The following is a 17,624-nucleotide window of genomic DNA, read 5'->3' as shown; positions in this document are numbered from 1 at the left end:
CAGAACGTATAGCTACTACTATTTAACTGCACAGGTTATTCTTATCAAACTATCAAACCACAGGAGGTGAATGGCTAGTTAGGGTCCCCACTTATATCCCTAGTTAATAGCCAATCCATATGAAAAATTGGAGTCCAAGTACATTTAAAGATTTTCACAACGCAGAACACGATGCATGTGGTATTGTATCCGCTATTGAAAAGAAAAAAATCCCAACAAAGAAAAATATCGACGACTGTATAGATGCTCTAGTCAAAATGAACCACCGTGCCGGTTTCATTAACGGTGAAGGCGACGGTGTCGGCATTCATATCGATATCCCCCGTGCACTTTGGAAAGAAAAACTCGAGAAAGTCGGCGAGGAAACTTCCCTTGTAGATCGTGAAGATTTTGTAGTCGGTCACTTCTTCATCAATCACCATGTTGATGTAGACCAAGTGAAAAGCGAGATTACGAGTATTTTAGAAAAAGAATCTCTTAAACTAGTTTTTGCTTCTGATACTGTTACTTCTTCTGAAGCATTGGGTCCAATTGCTATCATCCAAGATCCCGTGTTCTGGCAGATTGCTCTAGTTTCAGAAAAAGAAGATTGCACGCAAGCGCAATTGTTCCATGCTGCCATTGAGATTGAAAAAAATGATGACGTACATGTTGCCTCCCTATCGAACTACCATGCTGTCTATAAAGTAATGGGTGCAGGCGATATTTTGCCAAAATTCTATCATGACCTGGCTAACCCGCTTGTTGCGTCTACGATGACACTTGGTCATAACCGTTATTCTACTAATACGCTTTCAAACTTTTTTCGCGTGCAACCATTTAGCGTCCTAGGCCATAACGGTGAGATCAATACAATTGCAAAACTTCGTGACGAAGCGACGATGGTCGGCGTGCCATTGACAAATGGCGGAAGTGATTCTCAGGACTTGAACAGAACAATCGATACGTTGATTTCACGCGATGGCTTCACACTTTTTGAAGCACTTGATATCGTCTTTCCACCGATTGTTAATGAAATTAAGAGCTATCCTGCTCATTTACAGGACCTATACACATATGTACGTGAAACTTGGGGGCATTTTGCCCAAGGACCTGCAGGGATCATTTCTCGTAACAAAGATGAAGCAGTATTCAGTCTAGATGCCCTTGGCTTGCGTCCGGTTTGGATGTTGCAAACAGAAACTTCGTATTATTTTTCATCAGAACCAGGGATCATTCCGACAACAGAATACACAGCAGAGCCAAAGCCTTTCTCTCCTGGTGAAAAAGTTGGGTTGAAATGGGATGGCGATACAATTAAAGTGTATGACTATCATGCCTATCAAGAAGAAATCTATCAGCGTATGAACGCAAAGTTTGCTATAAAAGGATTCGCTGAACGTCTGAATGCACCGAAACTTGATACCTATGTATCTACTGCTCCTCTTGCAAAAGTTCATAATGGTCATTATGCAGCTTTCGGTTGGGACCGTGAGCACATCCAGTTGATTGAACAGATGGCGGAAAAAGGGGCAGAACCAATCCGTTCCCTTGGTCATGACGTGCCGCTTGCAGCCATGAATCCAGGCCGCAACAATATCGCTGATTTTATAAAAGAAAGCGTAGCGGTTGTAACGAATCCGGCAATCGACCGTGACCGTGAGACAGAACATTTTTCCACAAGAACGGTTCTTGGCGCCCGTCCAGCCCTGCAAAAAGAAGACGAAGTGCCGAATGGCTACACAATGGAACTTCTTTCTCCATTATTAGTAGAAGGCCAGGTTGGCATGGATTGCGCCGCAGAACTAGGGCAGCCATCTTACGACCAAGTAGTAAACCAGTTCCACACACAAGGACTGACATATTACGTGAATGCTACCTGTGGATCTGATGAAGACATCATCTCTGCATTAGACCGTTTGAAAGCAGAAGCAGTGGAAGCCGTAAAAGACGGTAAAACCTTATTGATTATTGATGATGCCCAAGCACACAAGGATGGCCAGCTTTGGTTGGATCCGCATCTTGTGACAGCAGCCATTAATGAAGAGTTGGTTCAACACCAATACCGCCGCAAATGCGCACTATTGCTTCGTTCCGGTGCCATCCGCTCCCTTCATGATGTGATGGTAGCAATCGGTCTTGGCGCAAATGCCATCAGTCCATACCTACTATTTGGAACAGTTAGTGATGAGACAACAAAGCCTGTTGTGAACCTTTTTGGAGCACTGACTAAAGGAATGGAAAAAGTCATTTCAACTATTGGAATTCATGAATTAAGAGGCTACGGTCGCTTATTCTCGGCAATCGGCCTTCATAAAGAGGTTGAAGATGCACTTGGAATAGTCAATTTCCTTGGCTCTGATAAACTTGGCTTTAATTTTACAAAACTTAAAGAAGATGCTGCTGAACGCGCAGTGGACTTTGAAGATGAGAAAGCACGTCCAGGCAAGTCGTTCCACCTCTTCCCTCGTATCTGGAAAGCAATCGGAGACGTGGCCAAGAACGGAACATACGATGACTATCGTGAAAAACTGGATGAGCAAGAAACGAAAAACCCTATTACCATTCGTCATTTAACTGACTTAAGAGTTTCAAGCAAACAACCTGCAAAAGAAAAGGTGAATATCGGGGTTGGGGCACATGACTTGCCATTCGTCATTGCATCCATGTCCTTTGGTTCTCAGAATGAGATTGCGTTCCGAGCTTACGCCGAAGCAGCAGATAAACTGAACATGGTCAGCCTGAACGGTGAGGGCGGCGAAATCAAAGATATGCTTGGAAAATATCCAAAAACGCGAGGGCAGCAAGTTGCATCAGGACGTTTTGGAGTAAATGCAGAGCTTCTTAACTCCTCCAACCTATTAGAAATTAAGATTGGTCAAGGAGCGAAGCCTGGTGAAGGTGGACATCTACCGGGATCTAAAGTTACAGCAAAAATCGCCGAAGCACGTAATGCAACGATTGGATCGGATTTAATCTCTCCATCCAACAACCATGACATTTACTCTATTGAAGACTTGGCGCAAATGATTGCCGAGCTGAAAACAGCCAACGATCAGGCGAAAGTTGCCGTGAAAGTACCGGTTGTTCCAAACATCGGAACAATTGCAGTCGGAATAGCCAAAGCTGGTGCCGACATCATTACAATCAGTGGTTTTGACGGCGGGACAGGGGCAGCGAGAATCCATGCCCTTCAATATGTAGGCTTACCAGTTGAAATTGGTGTAAAAGCTGCACATAACGCATTGATTGAATCCGGTCTCCGCAACAAAGTGGAAATTTGGGCGGACGGCGGAATCAAGAGTGCATTGGATTGCATGAAGGTCATGCTCTTAGGGGCGAACCGTATTGGTTTCGGAACTCTTTCCATGATCGCCATCGGTTGTACAACATGCCGCGGTTGTCACCTAGATACATGTCACGTTGGAATTGCAACACAAATCGAATCTGAAGCACAAGCGAAAGACCACGGTCTTCGTCGCTTTGTTCCTAGACAATCAGATCTTGCCGTACAAGGCTTGATGAACCTGTTCACTGCTTTTGGTGACGAACTGAAAGCATTAACAGCGTCTCTGGGCTTTGATAACCTTCAGGAAATCGTCGGCCGATCTGACCTTCTCGAGCAGACGCGCGGATTGGAATCGCTGGATCTTTCCAACTTGCTTCATACGTTAGACGTACCACAACTTGCACAAAAAGAAGTGGCGGCAAGTATGGAAAAAGAAAAGCTTCTTGTTGCAGCTGGTGCCGAATATCTAGATTACCAAGAAAGCGACCTGCATGAATCCCGTCAATTTGATGCGGTAACTGCAGAGCAACGTGTCCTTGGCAGCCGTGTATCCTGCCACCGTGTACGCGGACGTTTGGATGGATCATACCTGGAGTTACCTGAAGTAGAGCTTCGCTATAACAAAGGATCCATCCCAGGAAACGGACTTGGCGCTTACAACTCCACCGGCATCAACATCAAGGTTGAGGGTGGCGCACAAGACGGTATCGGTAAAACCGCATTTGGCGGCAGCATCTTCGTCTTTAAATATAAAGGTAAAGACGGCAAGTTCTATAACGGTTCTGTCGGAAAAGGTTTTGGCTACGGCGCACAAAAAGGCGCGCTTGTCGTCCAAGGGAACGCTGACGCCCGTGCAGGTATCCGTCTATCCGGAGCTGATATGATCATCGGCGGGAAAGTTACCACTCCTATCCCAGCTGTTGAACATGGTAACCTTGGAGTTAACGCCAACATTAAAGGCTTTGCGTTTGAGTACATGACAAATGGCCGTGGCCTTGTCCTTGGCGACCCTGGCCCATGGATCTGCGCAGGGATGACAGGTGGAGCAGTCTACCTTCGTCACCAGCCGGAAATGGGATTGACAAAAGAAGCACTTCAACGCCGTATCGCTAAAGGTGCAAAAGTGAATATCGAACCACTTAATGCAGCTGGCCTGAAGGATGTTGTGGAGCTACTTTCCATCTATCATCAATCACTGCTAGATCAGCACCAACTAGAAGAAGCAGCAGAAGTCAAGCAAATGCTCGAGAACCCTGCAGACTACTTCCTGCAAGTCAACCCTGTCAAAGAACAGGCCGACCCAGCAGTTTCCACAGAATGATCTCTTAATTCAACCAGCCCGCAAACTTCAATTTGCGGGCTTTTTTCTAGAAAAAAGCTTAGTAAGTTGTAGTAACATTGTTGATTGCAGTGAAAGGCGCGCAGACGCCCGCGGGAGGAAGGGACAGGTGAGACCCCACAGGCGAAGCCGAGGAGGCTCACGGACCGCCCGCAGGCAAGCGAAGCGCCTGAAACGGAAATCAACAAAGTAAGAGCGAATTCTAAAATTAAAATGTCCTGCAAACTTCAATTTGCGGGCTTTTTTCTGTCAAATTTCCCCTTGCGCTACATAAGGAAACCGTGTATAGTACATTATCGAATAACATGAATACCACGCTGTCGACATATACTATTAAGTGTTTAACTTTTGAAAGAATAGGCTATAAAATTCGGAAAGACAAGAAAGGACTTATTTTAAAATGAAACTTGGTGCCCGTATAGTCAAGACCGGTATCGCGATAACCCTAGCACTGTTTGTGGCACAGTGGCTCAATGTCCCCACGCCCTTCTTTGCAGGAATCGCAGCGATCTTTGCTATCCAACCATCCATCTATAAATCATATCAATCCATTATCGAGCACGTTCAGGCAAACCTGATTGGGGCAATCTTAGCCATCATCTTCTCTTTACTATTCGGACATGACCCGTTCATCATTGGTTTGACTGCCATCTTTGTCATTGGAATTAACTTAAAGTTGAAAATTGAAAACACTATACCACTTGCACTAGTGACCGTTATCGCGATCATGGAAAATCCAGGGGAGAACTTTTTTGAGTTTGCGCTCGTACGTTTCTCGACCGTCATGATTGGTATCCTTTGTGCATTTCTAGTTAACTTGATCTTCTTACCACCTAAATATGAAACAAGACTGTATTACAAGGTAAAATTAACGACAGAAGACATTATAAAGTGGATCCGCATCAACATGCGTCACGGTACGGAACATCATCTTTTAAAAACGGACATCGAGATGTTGCATCAACGAGTGTTAAAACTTGAACAACTTTTCATGCTATATAAAGAAGAGAGAACTTACTTTCCTACCTTGAAAAATTCAAGTTCTAAAGCACGTAAGCTTGTTATTTTCAGACAGTTGATTGTTACAAGTAACCGGGCATTGTTTACATTAAAAATGCTTCACCGTCTCGAGAACGAACTTCACCATATGCCGGTAGAGTATCAGCACTACATAAAGGCAGAGCTGGACCACTTGGTTAACCTGCACGAACAGATCTTGTTAAAATTCGTCGGGAAAATAAAGCAGCATAACACTTCAGAAATGTATGAAGAGGAACGCTTTAATAAGCAGCAATTCATAGACGAATTTATGGTCCATAAAGATAATTGGTGTGAATACGAAGGTGACGTCGAGGTCTGGTACCATTTGTTCCCGCTTGTTTCGAAGATTATTGATTACAGCGACCAATTGGAGCATTTAGATAAGTTGATTGACAGCTTCCAAAAATACCATGTGGATGATAATGAGTTTGAAATTGGAGCAAATGAAGAAGAATAGGACACTTTCCTGCTTTTGTTGAAAGCGGGGAGGTTTTTTTTATGGAAAAATTGCATAATTGTCGAAGGTGGCTTGGGAAATGTAGAAGGTAGGCTCTAAACGGTCGAACAATACCACTAAAGTGGTATAAGGTCGCCACTAAATGGTAGAACCCCTAACTGCGGCAGACACCCCCCTGCAAATCCCGCAAGTACACCAAAACTTCCTCGAAAAATAAAAAACCCTAGCAGAAGAAACAGAAAGTTCCTTCCGCTAAAGGTTGGCTTACAAAATCAACTTATCTCTTGTATCGTAAACAAATTATAATAGTGACCTTTTTTCCTCATTAATTCCTCATGAGGACCTACTTCCACAATCTCACCGTGCTCAAGCAGTACGATACGGCTCGCATGGGTAATGGTTGATAATCGGTGAGCGACGACAAAGGTTGTCCGGTTGGCCGCCAAACGTTCCAGCGACTCCTGAATAAGATGTTCACTCTCAAGATCCAGCGCAGATGTTGCTTCATCCATTACAAGGATTGGCGGATTTTTCAAGAATACTCGTGCAATGGCCACACGCTGCTTCTGACCACCAGAAAGTTTCACACCTCGCTCTCCCACTTTCGTTTCGTAACCCTCCGGCAAGTTCGAGATGAATTCATGGGCATTGGCCGCTTTGGCCGCTTCAATAATCTCATCCATCGTTGCATCCGGTTTTCCAAGCGCAATATTTTCACGAACGGTATCACTGAACAAAATGCTGTCCTGCAGTACAATCCCGATTTGCTTTCGCAACGATTGAACGGTGACATCACGAATGTCCACTCCATCAAGCTTGATTTTACCTTCTGTCACATCATAGAATCGTGGCAGCAAGCTTACCAAGGTCGACTTTCCGCCACCGCTCATCCCTACAAGGGCAATGGTTTCACCCTCCCGGACATGCAACGACAATTTCTTTAAAACATACTCTTCATTTTTTTCATATTGAAAAGAAACATTTTCAAAGCTGACTTCACCGCGTGCGGTCATACATTCCACAGCATTTGGCTTATCTGTAATATCATATTTCTCATCCACAAATTCAAACACTCGGTCCATAGATGCAATGGATTGCGTCAATGTTGTAGACGAGTTGATCAAGCGGCGCAAAGGGTTATAAAGGCGGTCAATATAGGCTACAAACATGACCATCTCCCCTACCGTCAGCCCCTGATTGATAACTTGATAGCCCGCGTAGCCGATTACTAGAAGCGGCGCAATATCTGTAATGGTATTCACTACTGCAAAGGTTTTTGCATTCCAGCTAGTATGATCCAATGCCTTTTGCAGGAAATTCGTGTTCTGTTTTTTAAACTGCTCCTGCTCGTAGTCCTCAATCGCCATACTTTGAATGACAGGCATTCCTTGAACTCGCTCATGCAAATGACCTTGAACCTCTGCAAGTGCCTGTGAACGTACCCTTGTGAGGTGACGCAGACGACTGTAAAAATACTTAATTGAGAATCCATAGAACGGGAACAGCATGATGGATACAAGCGTCAACGTGATATCGACTTGGAACATAATGATGATGACAATTAAGATGGTCGCAAGGTCGAGCCAGAAGTTCATCAAACCAGTTATGACAAAATTCTTGGTCTGTTCCACGTCATGAATGACCCTTGAAATAACTTCCCCTGCCCGGTTGTTCGCATAAAAACGCAGGCTCAGCCTTTGAATATGGTCGAACAATTTGTCCCTTAAATCATATAGGACCTTACTGCCTGTCCACTGTGCAAAATATTGTCTGTAGTATTCGATCGGCGGCCTTAACACCAAAAAGGTCACAAAGATTGCGCCCATGATCATGAGAAGCTCGTTCGTTTTCTCTTCTGCTGAGCGCCCGTCTACAAGCAATATGTCATCTACTACGTATTTTAATAATAAAGGAATTAATAATGGCAATCCGAACTTCAGCATTCCTATAAGTATGGTACCGACAATTTGCCACCGATATGGTTTCACAAATTGCATGTACCGTTTTATACTATCCAATTGACTTCCTCCCAAATGATGACTGCTAACTTTCTATTTAGCTTCTGCTTTTCAATTTGAAACATGTATGTATTTCTTAAATACGCCGCTGTTGATTTCCGCACTGGGCTTCAACTGGGCTTCGCTTTCCTAGGGGCGGTGCTTGAGCCTCCCTCACTTCGTTAGGGGGTCTCAAGCTACCGCTATTTCCCTCAGGAGTCTTCGCCCTGTGCTCCAATCAACAGCTAGAGAACATTCATTGATTAATGGTGCTTTAACTCGCCATAAAACAAAAAAGGCCTGGCATATCAAGTTACCAGTTGCCTTTTGTATGGGACTATCCTCGGTAGGTGAGGTAACGCTCATACCATAAATCAATAAAGTCCGGAGCAAACGGTCCTTTTCGCTGTCTGATCCATGAGATCAACGTTTGAACATTACTCTTTAAGATTTTATCGATTACCTCTGGATAGTTCATCTCTTTACGGTGTTTCTCGTACTCATCTTCATCCAACAAAATAAACGTCATATCCGGGAACACTTTTATGTCTAAGTCATAATCTATGTATTTCAACGCTTCATCATCCGCTATAAAGGGTGAACTGATGTTGCAATAATAGTACACTCCATCTTCTCTGATCATGCCGATGATATTGAACCAATGCTTTCCATGAAAATAACAAATTGCTGGTTCTCTTGTGACCCAGGTCCTACCGTCCGATTCTGTCACAATGGTTTTGTCGTTTCCACCAATAACCAGGTTTTGCGTCCCCTTAAGCACAGTCGTTTCATCCCATACTCTATGAATGTGACCATTGTGCTTATAGCTATGTATTTGTATTGTTTCACCTTCTTTGGGACAACCCATTCCTCTTCCCCTTCTTTCTATTTTATGCCCGCACTTCTCAGCTAAAAGCAAACCATTTTCTACTATTATAACGGTTCCCGTGAGATTTTAAAACAAAAGAGCCATCTTTATGAAAAGAAGATAGCTCCACCGTTCTAATTATACTCTGTTTTTATCTTAAAATAATCGTTTAGATTGACTCCTGCAAGTGAAACGATTTAATTGCTTCTTCTGTTTGCATTTCAAAAATTGATTGGATTTCAGCCAATTCCTCTTTCATTTTTGCTATATCTTCTTTTAATTTTTTTATCTTTTCCCTTTCTTCCTTCAACTGTTCCAACTGCTCTATTACCTTTTCGTTTCGTTCAATCTCCCCTTGAAGCAACAAAAGCCTATCCATCGTCTTCAACTGCTCTGCCACCGCCACATCAAACCTATCCATCACATAATTCTCCTCCTTACCAAATACCATACCCTCTACTCATAACATTCTGCCCCTGCCCCCCAATCCCTTTGACTACATATGTTGAGCAGAGGGAAGTTTTGTCGAGTGAAAAAAATTTTAAAAAGGGGTCAGACCCCCACAGGAAAATCACCCCTAGCGTCGAAGGCTAGTTCCTCCAGAAGAATTTGTCTAAATATGACGAACGAAAAGGGGTCAGACCCCACAAGGAATTTCGTCCTCCACAACGAAGAAGCACTCCCTATCGGTTTGATAAGGAGTGCTTCGTGATATTGCTTAATTATTGTTGTTGTTGGTTTTGTTGGTTCTTTTTCGCTGCGGATTGAGCGTTTTGTTGTTTCACGTGTTGCGCGCTAGTTTCGCTCGCATACTCAGCACCGTATTGTTGTTGTTGGTTTTGTTGAGCATTTTGTTGTTTCACGTGTTGAATGCTTGTACCAGAAGCTGTTTTAGCTTGGTTTTGTTGGTTGTTGTTTGCCATTGTTTATCACCTCCACGAAATTTAAGATAACCATTTCGGAAGAAAACTATGACAAAAAAATTAAAAAATATTTTCTGTATATTTTAGACGAGTAAAGACCTTCCTCCATCCACGATAATTGTCTGTCCTCGAATCATGCTTGATTGGTCAGATAGTAAGAATAGGACCGTATTCACGAGGTCATCAGGCTCTACCATACGTCCTGCAGGTGTATTATTCTTTGCATCTTCAAGCAACTCTTCTCTATTTGGGAAGTGCTTTAATGCATCTGTATCCACCGCTCCTCCGGAAACTGCATTTACGACAATATTCTTATCAGCAAGCTCTACAGCTAGATAACGAGTCAAAGCTTCTATGGCAGCCTTAGATACTCCAACAGTGGTGTAATTTTTCAAATAACGGATAGAGCCTAAGGAACTGATGCTGACAATTTTACCTCCGCCGACCTTCTCCATTCTTTTTGCAGCTTCCTGCGCTAAAAACAACAACGCCTTGGAGTTGATATTCATCGTCCAATCCCAATGAGATTCCTCCAATTCCATCACATGTCGCAGCACACCTGAAGCTGCGTTACTCACCAAGAGATCAAGTCTGCCAAATTCTTCATCAATTTTCACAAACATTTCTTTGATCTTTTCAGGTTGGCCGACATTGGCCTTCACTGTCAGTGCCTTCACACCGAGTGCTTCTATTTCGGCTGCTGTTTCCTGCGCAGCTGTTTTACTGCGATTGTAGTTGATGACAATGTTGTAACCGTCCTTAGCCAGCTCCAACGCTATTTTCTTTCCGATTCCACGGCTGCTTCCTGTTACTAATGCCACTTTATTTGTCATTTTCTCTACTCCTTTATGTATGGAAACTATATATAATATCTTTCAGTATAAGCCTTATTGAATCATCAAACAATAACAGCATAGACATTGCCAAAAAGGAGGCAGAATGCTATGTACGTCGGACGTGACATGACCGAATTATCCATGCATTCCAAAACAGAATGGAAAGACAGCGAACTAGCTTATTTTCACCATTCCTTGCAACAAATGGTCCCTTATTTAAATGCCGAGGGTCAGAGCATTCACAGAGAGATTGTAAAGGAAATTGAAGCACGTGGCGGTTTTCAGCGTCATGAAGCAGATTGGACACACGGTACTAGAATTAGTTACGACTGAATACGAAAAAGGATCAACCGACAAAGGTTGATCCTCCATTTTTTCACTCTACAGTTTTAAGATATTCCTTCCACATGTTTTGATGAGAGACAGGAAAGGCAAACTCTTTCATTTCCTCTGCTGTAACCGCGACAAGATTACTTTCTTCAAGAAGTTCTCCATCCCAACTTCCCACATACACATTCACATCCCACACTAAATGGGAGAAAACATGCTTAATATCGCATACATAATCCCCAGGTGCCACGTTCAACCCATATTCCGTATTCATAAATTGCTGTAACTGCTGCTTCGCCGTTCCAAGCTCATCCACTTTCACAAAATTAGGGAACTCCCACAAGTTTGCCAACAAACCTTCATTTGGTCTCCGATGGATCAAAAAGCGACCATCTTTATCTTTAAAAATACCTGCCACAAGTGCTACCTTCTTCGTTGACTTCTTTTTTGTTTTCACAGGAAGTTCTCGTTGAACTCCTTCTGCAAAAGCACGGCAATGCTCACGAACCGGACATAACAAACAGGAAGGTGAAGTTGGTGTGCAGACCATTGCACCGAGTTCCATCAAACCTTGATTGAAAAAAGACGGGTTCTTTTTTGAAATTAGATCCCGAATGACCTCTTCAAAAATTTTCCGAGTCTTGGGCTTGGCAATATCATCTTGAATCAAAAGGATCCGGGATAATACGCGCATGACATTTCCGTCGACGGCAGGTTCAGGGACACCATAAGCGATACTAAGGATGGCTCCTGTAGTATAAGGACCCACTCCTTTTAAAGTGGAGATCTCCTTAGGTGTATTCGGCACAATTCCTCCATAGCTTTCATGAACCTCTCTTACCGCACTTTGCAAATTCCGGGCACGAGAATAGTAGCCAAGACCTTCCCATGCCTTTAGGACCCTATCCTCTTCCGCTTCGGCCAAGCTTTGGATGTTTGGGAATTGTTCAATAAAGGAATTAAAATAGGGGATAACTGTGTCCACTTTCGTCTGCTGGAGCATGATTTCTGATACCCATACTTTATAGGGATCCTGATCCTTACGCCATGGCAGATCTCGTTGCTCCCGTTCAAACCAAGTAATTAAATCATCTTGAAAACCATATATATCAAAGTCATCTAGTCGTTCGTGATGGGTACTTTCTTTTTTCAAAATAAACCTCCATGTTTTAGCTTGATATTTTCAAGCCGATATATTCAACCGCGCCGGCTTCTGTATCAATATATTGGGACAGTTCATGAAAAACATTGCTCTCTTGGGAACCTCGCAATGCTTTCATGGCAAAATAATGTGATTCAGTTGGAAGGAAAAAAGATTCACGATAATAGGTTGCTCCTTTTTCGGAACTGGCTATTGTCCAGTGATAATCATTTGCCCCCATTTGATTCATTGCATGCAGAACCCGCTGCATCGTTTCTTCGTATTGAAGAGTCACTGTTTCCTTTATAGGATATTGAATGAAAATATGCAACTGTTTTGTTATCATGTTTGAAAACACTCCTTTTGCATCAGACTAAATAGAAAAGAGTTAAGCATCCGTTTCGCCGAAAAAACCGGAAGGAGGCCGACCATTGGATACTGGAACACATGTTGTAATGGGGATTGCACTAGGATCGATGGCTACCATTGATCCATTTATTGCAAGTCACCCTGAAACAGCAACAGCTATCATGCTTGGAACAATAATTGGTTCACAGGCTCCTGACACGGATACCATTCTAAAATTCAGAAATAATGCGACATATATAAGAAATCACCGTGGAATCACCCATTCTATTCCGGCAGTGTGCCTCTGGCCATTATTAATAGCACCGGCCATTTATTTGTTCATTCCAGAAGCTAATTTTCTTTACTTATGGATTTGGACATTTATAGCGGTAATCCTTCATGTTTTTGTCGACATTTTCAACGCTTATGGGACACAGGCGCTCCGTCCTTTTACAAAAAGATGGGTGGCACTCGGGATTATTAATACGTTTGACCCAGTCATATTTGGATTTCATATCGCCGGACTTGTCCTATGGGGAGCTGGATTTCACCCAGGATACACATTTTTAGCGATATATGGAATATTGATTGCCTATTATGTGTTGCGATATCGAATGCAGCAAAAAGTGTTGCAACAAGTGCGGGAAATCATCCCAAGTGTGAAGCAGACATTGATTTCACCGACACTATATTGGAATCAATGGCATCTTGCCATCACCACTAAAGATAACTTTTACGTGGCTCGAGCGGTCAAGTATCAGATTTTCATCCACGATACTTTTGAAAAAGTACCGTTACCGGAAAACGCGATTATTGAAGCGGCAAAATTCGACGACAATGTTTCTGCCTTTCTCTCCTTCTCCCCTGTATATCGATGGGAGATGGAAGAATACGATGACCATTATGAGGTTCGATTCATTGATCTGAGGTACCGAAGCAAAGATTATTATCCATTTGTAGCAATCGTACAACTGGACCACGACTTGAATATTATAAGCTCCTACACAGGATGGATTTTCAGCGAGGAAAAGTTGCGAACAAAACTAGAAATCATCCCAAATATAGACTAAACCGCTCGCCCAAACGATGGGCCGAGCGGTTTTTTAATGGGTCAAATGATCATCCGCATTCAAGAGATGCTTGTATTTGGGATTATTCGAAAAGAATTCGTGAAGTCTATCTCCATGTCGGTCAATGATTTGTATGACCATTCTCTCTGTCATGTCCTTACCCTTATATTCATATCCTGCCTTTGCATAGGAACTCTCAAAATCTTCCCACAAAAGCTCTACCCAAGTTCTCGCCTTATCATATGTTAAGGCAGGATTCTTTTCCATCAGTCGTTCTGCCAATCGTTCAAAATATTGTTCCATCTTAACACTCCGTTCATTTTGGTTTTATTTCACTATGCTTATCATTACATATAATCACTTCTAAAATCCAATATTAAAGATAGATGTTGGGTTGACCTTTCATTGATTATTTCACTGATGGTTCCAGCATCCATTTACCGAGGAGGCGAGTCGCATGAGGAACAAAGCGAGAAACTTTCCAAACCCTAACGACAACAAGTTTGAAGGGGAAGGTCGTGCAAAGTCTGAATATGCTTCAAAGCGTGCTAATGGAACGATTAATACGCATCCACAGGAGCGAATGCGTGCTTCTGGTGCCAGAGAAGAAGATACATTCTAAACTTTGTAAATAAGGTTTTTTCGTGTTTTTAGCCTTCGCTAAGAACTTCGAAGTTACCCTAACTAATAGGAGGTTGTTATCATGGCAAAACAAAATCACAAGCCATCACGCAGTAATCCTTTTACGTTAAATGACCATCCGTTTCCGCAGCCAAATGCACATTCCAAGCACTCGTTCCGTCAAGTAAACGGTGAAACGCAACAAGCTCAGAATATCCAGGTCTTAGAAGTGCAAACAAGAAAAAGATCTTAAAAGAGCAAAAAAGCAAAGAGGCCTCACGCTTCTTTGCTTTTTTCGTTCATTAGCATGGATATTGGCAATCCTTCTTCTTCCTTGCTGGTGGTACCGCCGTGCACTCTATATCCCCATGCAAAAACTCCGTTCATATATGTGATTTTAAAATGAACGCCTGGATCACCTTCTATTTCATATACATCTCCTGATTTAAAGTCATCTGGATCTAGCATATAAGCTTTGGCCATTGTGATCTTGCGTTCTAATACGGCGAATTCATTGACAATACCGAGTTGCTCGGCCTTTCGCGCCCTTTCTTTAAGTGTCGCGATTTCTTGATGCAATTCATGTGGTGTCATTTGACTGTAGCGCTTTTCCTGTTCCACTTGCTTTCCCCCTAAAAAATCTATATAAATTAAGAATAGCACGATTCTTCCATTACAAAAAGCTATTATGAAAAGGTGATTTACATGAGATCAATACTAATTACTGGGGCTGGTACAGGGCTCGGCAAGGAATTGGCACTTTCATACGCTAAAAAGGGTCACACGATTATATTAACTGGCAGAAGGTTAGAACCTTTGGAGGCAGTAAAAGAAGAGGTTCAATCTCTGGGAGCACAGGCCTTCGCCTACCAGATGGATATAAGCAATGAAGCAGATGTTAAGAATACTGTAGGCAAAATTACCTCCGAGCATACTGTTGACTATTTATTGAACAATGCAGGTGCAGGATGCTTCGGCCCTTTAATAGAGTTGGGATTTGATGAGATTGAGACAGCGATTCAAACAAACGTTCTTGGTACGATCTTTTTGACGAAGGAACTGCTTCCTCATTTGTTGAAGAGAGGTGATGCAAAAATTATGAATATCATCTCCACAGCCGGGCAAAAAGGGAAAGTCAATGAAAGTGTATATGTTGCAAGCAAGTTCGCAGTCCGCGGCTTTACAGAAAGCCTTCAAAAGGAATTAGAAGGAAAGGTCCATGTCATCGCAACCTATATGGGCGGAATGGACACGCCATTTTGGGATGAGACTAATCATATTAAGGACAAATCTAGGTTGAAATCTCCCAGAGAAGTTGCGGAGATGATTGTTGCTCAGGATGACAAGTTGGAGATACAGATATGATTTGATGGCTGCCGTTTGGACGAGGTTTGTTCCAGACGGTTTTTTCATACTTCTACCTCAAATTTTAATTGTTCTACCATATTGAATGGACCTTCTACATTTCCCGGATTAGCTTCTACATTTCCCGAGCGACCTTGTACACTTATCAGAGAATGTTCTACCATTTTGTTGCTTTCACCCTTTTATTAAAGTTCGTTCTCCTCGAGCCAGCGGTCAATCAAGTCCATTCCAAACCCTTTTCTATACAAGGCGCCCTTCATTTTCATTTTATATTCGTACCCCTCAAGCTTCGCGTACTTTCGGTGGTATTTTTCTGCCTGTTTCGTGATTGCATCCCACTCTTCTGATGTGTCTTCCTCAAGTTCCGCCTCATCCACCGCAATTTGGATAATGGAAAAAGCGTACCCCTTCCTCACTAATGCTTGCTCCACTTTTTGTATCATGATCTTAAAGGAGTCTTTTTTATATTTGGGTGCATACTTCAAGACAAGCTTTATCGCATGTTCAAGCTCTGTTTCCTGACTGTATTCTGCTTCAAGCACTTCCCCAATAATATCTTTGTTTACACCCTTTTCAAGCAATTCCTTCTCAATGATGCCCCGTCCTTTCAAGGTCGTGTTCACCTGAGTCCTTACATAAGCTTTTGTGAATTCCCTGTCATTCAAATAGCCCTGCTCCTTCAGTCTTACGACAATTTCTTTAGTAATAAACGGTTCATATTCTTTTTCTTTCAAATAATCTTCAATTTCTTTTTCCGTCCTCATTCGAAACGAAAGATAGTGGACAGCAGCATTATATGCTTTATTGATTTGGTCGCTGTAGAGGATTTCTTCTATATCCAGATCATCTAGTTCCTTGCCTTTTACTAACTGGAACTTCAATAGTGTCGCTTCAAACACAGCAAACGCATAATCCTCATCCAGGAAAATATTGAATCTTTCTTTATTTTTTTGCTGTACCGATATTTTTGTTATTTTACCCATTTCGGCTCTCACTCCGTTTCTTAGCACATTGCTTCGTATTAAATAAAGGATAATTAGGGAAAAGAACTAATATAGTATGTAAGATATTCTCTATGGAGGGTGATATAGATGAAGATTGCCATTGCAGGCGGTACGGGGCTTGTTGGTCAAGCACTGACAGACAATTTAATTGATAAAGGACATACTATCTTTATTTTAACGCGAAACACCTCGAATAAAAAGGAAAAAGCAAAGGTCACCTATGTAGAGTGGCTAAAAGATTCTTCTTCCCCGGAAACAAGTTTGGATGGAATAGATGCTTTTGTTAACCTAGCTGGCGAATCGATCAACAGTGGTCGCTGGACGGAAGAGCAGAAAAAGAAAATTATTGGGAGCCGCATTTCTTCCACGAAAGAAATTAATCGAATTATCGGCTCACTGCAAAAGAAACCGGAAGTTTTGGTGAATGCAAGTGCCATTGGCTATTACGGTACCTCGCAAACACAGACATTTACCGAGAAAGACACTACTCCCGGATCAGATTTTCTTGCTTCGACTGTCTACGCCTGGGAAAAAGAAGCGGAGCATGTGAAAACTGAAGGTGTCCGCACTGTTTTCACCCGTTTTGGCATTGTTTTGGATAAAGACGAAGGTGCCCTGCCAAGGATGATGCTGCCTTACAAAATGTTCGTTGGCGGTAAAATCGGCTCTGGTGAACAATGGATGTCTTGGGTTCATATCAGAGATGTAGTTGGAGCGATTGCTTTTTGTTTGGAAAATACAGAGTTAGAAGGGCCTGTGAATGTAGTTGCGCCCCAGCCAAAACAAATGAAAGACTTTGGTAAAACGCTCGGAAAAGTGATGGGCCGCCCACACTGGTTCCCAACGCCTGGTTTCGCTCTGAAGGTGGCTCTTGGAGAAATGAGTGTGCTCGTACTGGAAGGTCAAAAGGTGCTGCCGGCAAAATTAGAGGATAAGGGCTATATTTTTTTATTTTCCCATCTTGATGACGCTCTGTCCGACATATTACAATCAAAGTAATGACAGAAAATTAGGAG

Annotated in this window: 18 protein-coding genes; 8 read left to right on the top strand and 10 right to left on the bottom strand. The window is 42.6% G+C overall.

All coding sequences use genetic code 11. The annotated features are described in order from the left end of the window. The first annotated feature begins 119 nt into the window (after positions 1-119). Together LC091_RS17410 and LC091_RS17405 are read left to right on the top strand one after the other, a co-directional pair. A complete protein-coding gene (locus tag LC091_RS17410; protein ID WP_226683295.1) occupies positions 120-4,589 on the top strand; it encodes a glutamate synthase-related protein in 4,470 nt (1,489 codons plus the stop codon). Positions 4,590-5,007: 418 nt separating this feature from the next. Then, positions 5,008-6,105, top strand: a complete 1,098-nt coding sequence (locus LC091_RS17405) for an FUSC family protein (protein WP_226683294.1) — start codon at positions 5,008-5,010, stop codon at positions 6,103-6,105. 272 nt (positions 6,106-6,377) lie between these two features. On the opposite strand, the gene LC091_RS17400 is transcribed toward LC091_RS17405, so the two are convergent. From LC091_RS17400 to fabL, 5 genes are all read right to left on the bottom strand, one after another. Next, positions 6,378-8,123: an ABC transporter ATP-binding protein gene (locus tag LC091_RS17400; RefSeq protein WP_319003684.1), complete on the bottom strand. Its 1,746-nt coding sequence runs from the start codon at positions 8,121-8,123 to the stop codon at positions 6,378-6,380. Between the two features lie 316 nt (positions 8,124-8,439). After that, positions 8,440-8,970 (bottom strand): nucleoside tri-diphosphate phosphatase, encoded by a 531-nt coding sequence (ntdP, locus tag LC091_RS17395; protein WP_010199009.1) that lies wholly within the window; start codon positions 8,968-8,970, stop codon positions 8,440-8,442. A gap of 169 nt (positions 8,971-9,139) precedes the next feature. Further along, entirely contained in the window at positions 9,140-9,391 is a 252-nt protein-coding gene (locus LC091_RS17390; protein ID WP_226683314.1) for a YgaB family protein, read from the bottom strand. 301 nt (positions 9,392-9,692) lie between these two features. Beyond that, positions 9,693-9,893 (bottom strand): gamma-type small acid-soluble spore protein, encoded by a 201-nt coding sequence (locus LC091_RS17385; protein ID WP_226683293.1) that lies wholly within the window; start codon positions 9,891-9,893, stop codon positions 9,693-9,695. Positions 9,894-9,976: 83 nt separating this feature from the next. Beyond that, a complete protein-coding gene (fabL, locus tag LC091_RS17380; RefSeq protein ID WP_226683292.1) occupies positions 9,977-10,726 on the bottom strand; it encodes an enoyl-[acyl-carrier-protein] reductase FabL in 750 nt (249 codons plus the stop codon). A 111-nt stretch (positions 10,727-10,837) separates the two neighbouring features. Between fabL and LC091_RS17375 the strand changes: the two genes are divergently transcribed. Further along, positions 10,838-11,062, top strand: a complete 225-nt coding sequence (locus LC091_RS17375; RefSeq protein WP_226683291.1) for a hypothetical protein — start codon at positions 10,838-10,840, stop codon at positions 11,060-11,062. Between the two features lie 43 nt (positions 11,063-11,105). On the opposite strand, the gene mutY is transcribed toward LC091_RS17375, so the two are convergent. Next, on the bottom strand, positions 11,106-12,212 hold the full coding sequence (gene mutY / locus LC091_RS17370; RefSeq protein WP_226683290.1) for an A/G-specific adenine glycosylase: 1,107 nt from the start codon (positions 12,210-12,212) through the stop codon (positions 11,106-11,108). A 16-nt stretch (positions 12,213-12,228) separates the two neighbouring features. Further along, positions 12,229-12,546 (bottom strand): hypothetical protein, encoded by a 318-nt coding sequence (locus LC091_RS17365; RefSeq protein ID WP_226683289.1) that lies wholly within the window; start codon positions 12,544-12,546, stop codon positions 12,229-12,231. 85 nt (positions 12,547-12,631) lie between these two features. Here LC091_RS17365 and LC091_RS17360 point away from each other — a divergent pair, with 85 nt between their 5' ends. Continuing rightward, positions 12,632-13,618, top strand: coding sequence for a metal-dependent hydrolase (locus tag LC091_RS17360; protein WP_226683288.1), 987 nt, complete (start codon positions 12,632-12,634; stop codon positions 13,616-13,618). 33 nt (positions 13,619-13,651) lie between these two features. Here LC091_RS17360 and LC091_RS17355 read toward each other — a convergent pair whose 3' ends face one another. Further along, positions 13,652-13,921: a YfhJ family protein gene (locus tag LC091_RS17355; RefSeq protein WP_226683287.1), complete on the bottom strand. Its 270-nt coding sequence runs from the start codon at positions 13,919-13,921 to the stop codon at positions 13,652-13,654. A gap of 154 nt (positions 13,922-14,075) precedes the next feature. On the opposite strand from LC091_RS17355, the gene LC091_RS17350 reads away from it, so the two are divergent. Continuing rightward, positions 14,076-14,240: a small, acid-soluble spore protein K gene (locus tag LC091_RS17350; protein WP_010198995.1), complete on the top strand. Its 165-nt coding sequence runs from the start codon at positions 14,076-14,078 to the stop codon at positions 14,238-14,240. A gap of 81 nt (positions 14,241-14,321) precedes the next feature. Beyond that, complete coding sequence (locus LC091_RS17345) at positions 14,322-14,492, top strand: YpzG family protein (RefSeq protein WP_226683286.1); 171 nt, start codon at positions 14,322-14,324, stop codon at positions 14,490-14,492. A gap of 23 nt (positions 14,493-14,515) precedes the next feature. Here LC091_RS17345 and LC091_RS17340 read toward each other — a convergent pair whose 3' ends face one another. Beyond that, entirely contained in the window at positions 14,516-14,860 is a 345-nt protein-coding gene (locus LC091_RS17340; RefSeq protein ID WP_319003683.1) for a YfhH family protein, read from the bottom strand. Between the two features lie 84 nt (positions 14,861-14,944). On the opposite strand from LC091_RS17340, the gene LC091_RS17335 reads away from it, so the two are divergent. Then, positions 14,945-15,604 (top strand): SDR family NAD(P)-dependent oxidoreductase, encoded by a 660-nt coding sequence (locus LC091_RS17335; RefSeq protein WP_226683285.1) that lies wholly within the window; start codon positions 14,945-14,947, stop codon positions 15,602-15,604. 185 nt (positions 15,605-15,789) lie between these two features. Here LC091_RS17335 and recX read toward each other — a convergent pair whose 3' ends face one another. Then, complete coding sequence (gene recX, locus LC091_RS17330) at positions 15,790-16,587, bottom strand: recombination regulator RecX (RefSeq protein WP_226683284.1); 798 nt, start codon at positions 16,585-16,587, stop codon at positions 15,790-15,792. Positions 16,588-16,695: 108 nt separating this feature from the next. Between recX and LC091_RS17325 the strand changes: the two genes are divergently transcribed. Further along, complete coding sequence (locus tag LC091_RS17325; RefSeq protein ID WP_226683283.1) at positions 16,696-17,607, top strand: TIGR01777 family oxidoreductase; 912 nt, start codon at positions 16,696-16,698, stop codon at positions 17,605-17,607. Positions 17,608-17,624 lie beyond the last annotated feature (17 nt).

The sequence above is a fragment of the Sutcliffiella horikoshii genome (assembly GCF_020524325.1).
Classification (GTDB): domain Bacteria; phylum Bacillota; class Bacilli; order Bacillales; family Bacillaceae_I; genus Sutcliffiella_A; species Sutcliffiella_A horikoshii_D.
Note: the sequence above shows the minus strand (reverse complement) of the source record. Positions and strands in the feature narration are given on the sequence as shown.

Coding starts and splice junctions, on each gene's coding strand:
- LC091_RS17410 (WP_226683295.1), top strand. CDS start 120: ATGAAAAATTGGAGTCCAAGTACATTTAAAGATTTTCACAACGCAGAA.
- LC091_RS17405 (WP_226683294.1), top strand. CDS start 5,008: ATGAAACTTGGTGCCCGTATAGTCAAGACCGGTATCGCGATAACCCTA.
- ntdP (WP_010199009.1), bottom strand. CDS start 8,970: ATGGGTTGTCCCAAAGAAGGTGAAACAATACAAATACATAGCTATAAG.
- LC091_RS17390 (WP_226683314.1), bottom strand. CDS start 9,391: ATGGATAGGTTTGATGTGGCGGTGGCAGAGCAGTTGAAGACGATGGAT.
- LC091_RS17385 (WP_226683293.1), bottom strand. CDS start 9,893: ATGGCAAACAACAACCAACAAAACCAAGCTAAAACAGCTTCTGGTACA.
- fabL (WP_226683292.1), bottom strand. CDS start 10,726: ATGACAAATAAAGTGGCATTAGTAACAGGAAGCAGCCGTGGAATCGGA.
- LC091_RS17375 (WP_226683291.1), top strand. CDS start 10,838: ATGTACGTCGGACGTGACATGACCGAATTATCCATGCATTCCAAAACA.
- LC091_RS17365 (WP_226683289.1), bottom strand. CDS start 12,546: ATGATAACAAAACAGTTGCATATTTTCATTCAATATCCTATAAAGGAA.
- LC091_RS17355 (WP_226683287.1), bottom strand. CDS start 13,921: ATGGAACAATATTTTGAACGATTGGCAGAACGACTGATGGAAAAGAAT.
- LC091_RS17350 (WP_010198995.1), top strand. CDS start 14,076: ATGAGGAACAAAGCGAGAAACTTTCCAAACCCTAACGACAACAAGTTT.
- LC091_RS17345 (WP_226683286.1), top strand. CDS start 14,322: ATGGCAAAACAAAATCACAAGCCATCACGCAGTAATCCTTTTACGTTA.
- LC091_RS17335 (WP_226683285.1), top strand. CDS start 14,945: ATGAGATCAATACTAATTACTGGGGCTGGTACAGGGCTCGGCAAGGAA.
- recX (WP_226683284.1), bottom strand. CDS start 16,587: ATGGGTAAAATAACAAAAATATCGGTACAGCAAAAAAATAAAGAAAGA.
- LC091_RS17325 (WP_226683283.1), top strand. CDS start 16,696: ATGAAGATTGCCATTGCAGGCGGTACGGGGCTTGTTGGTCAAGCACTG.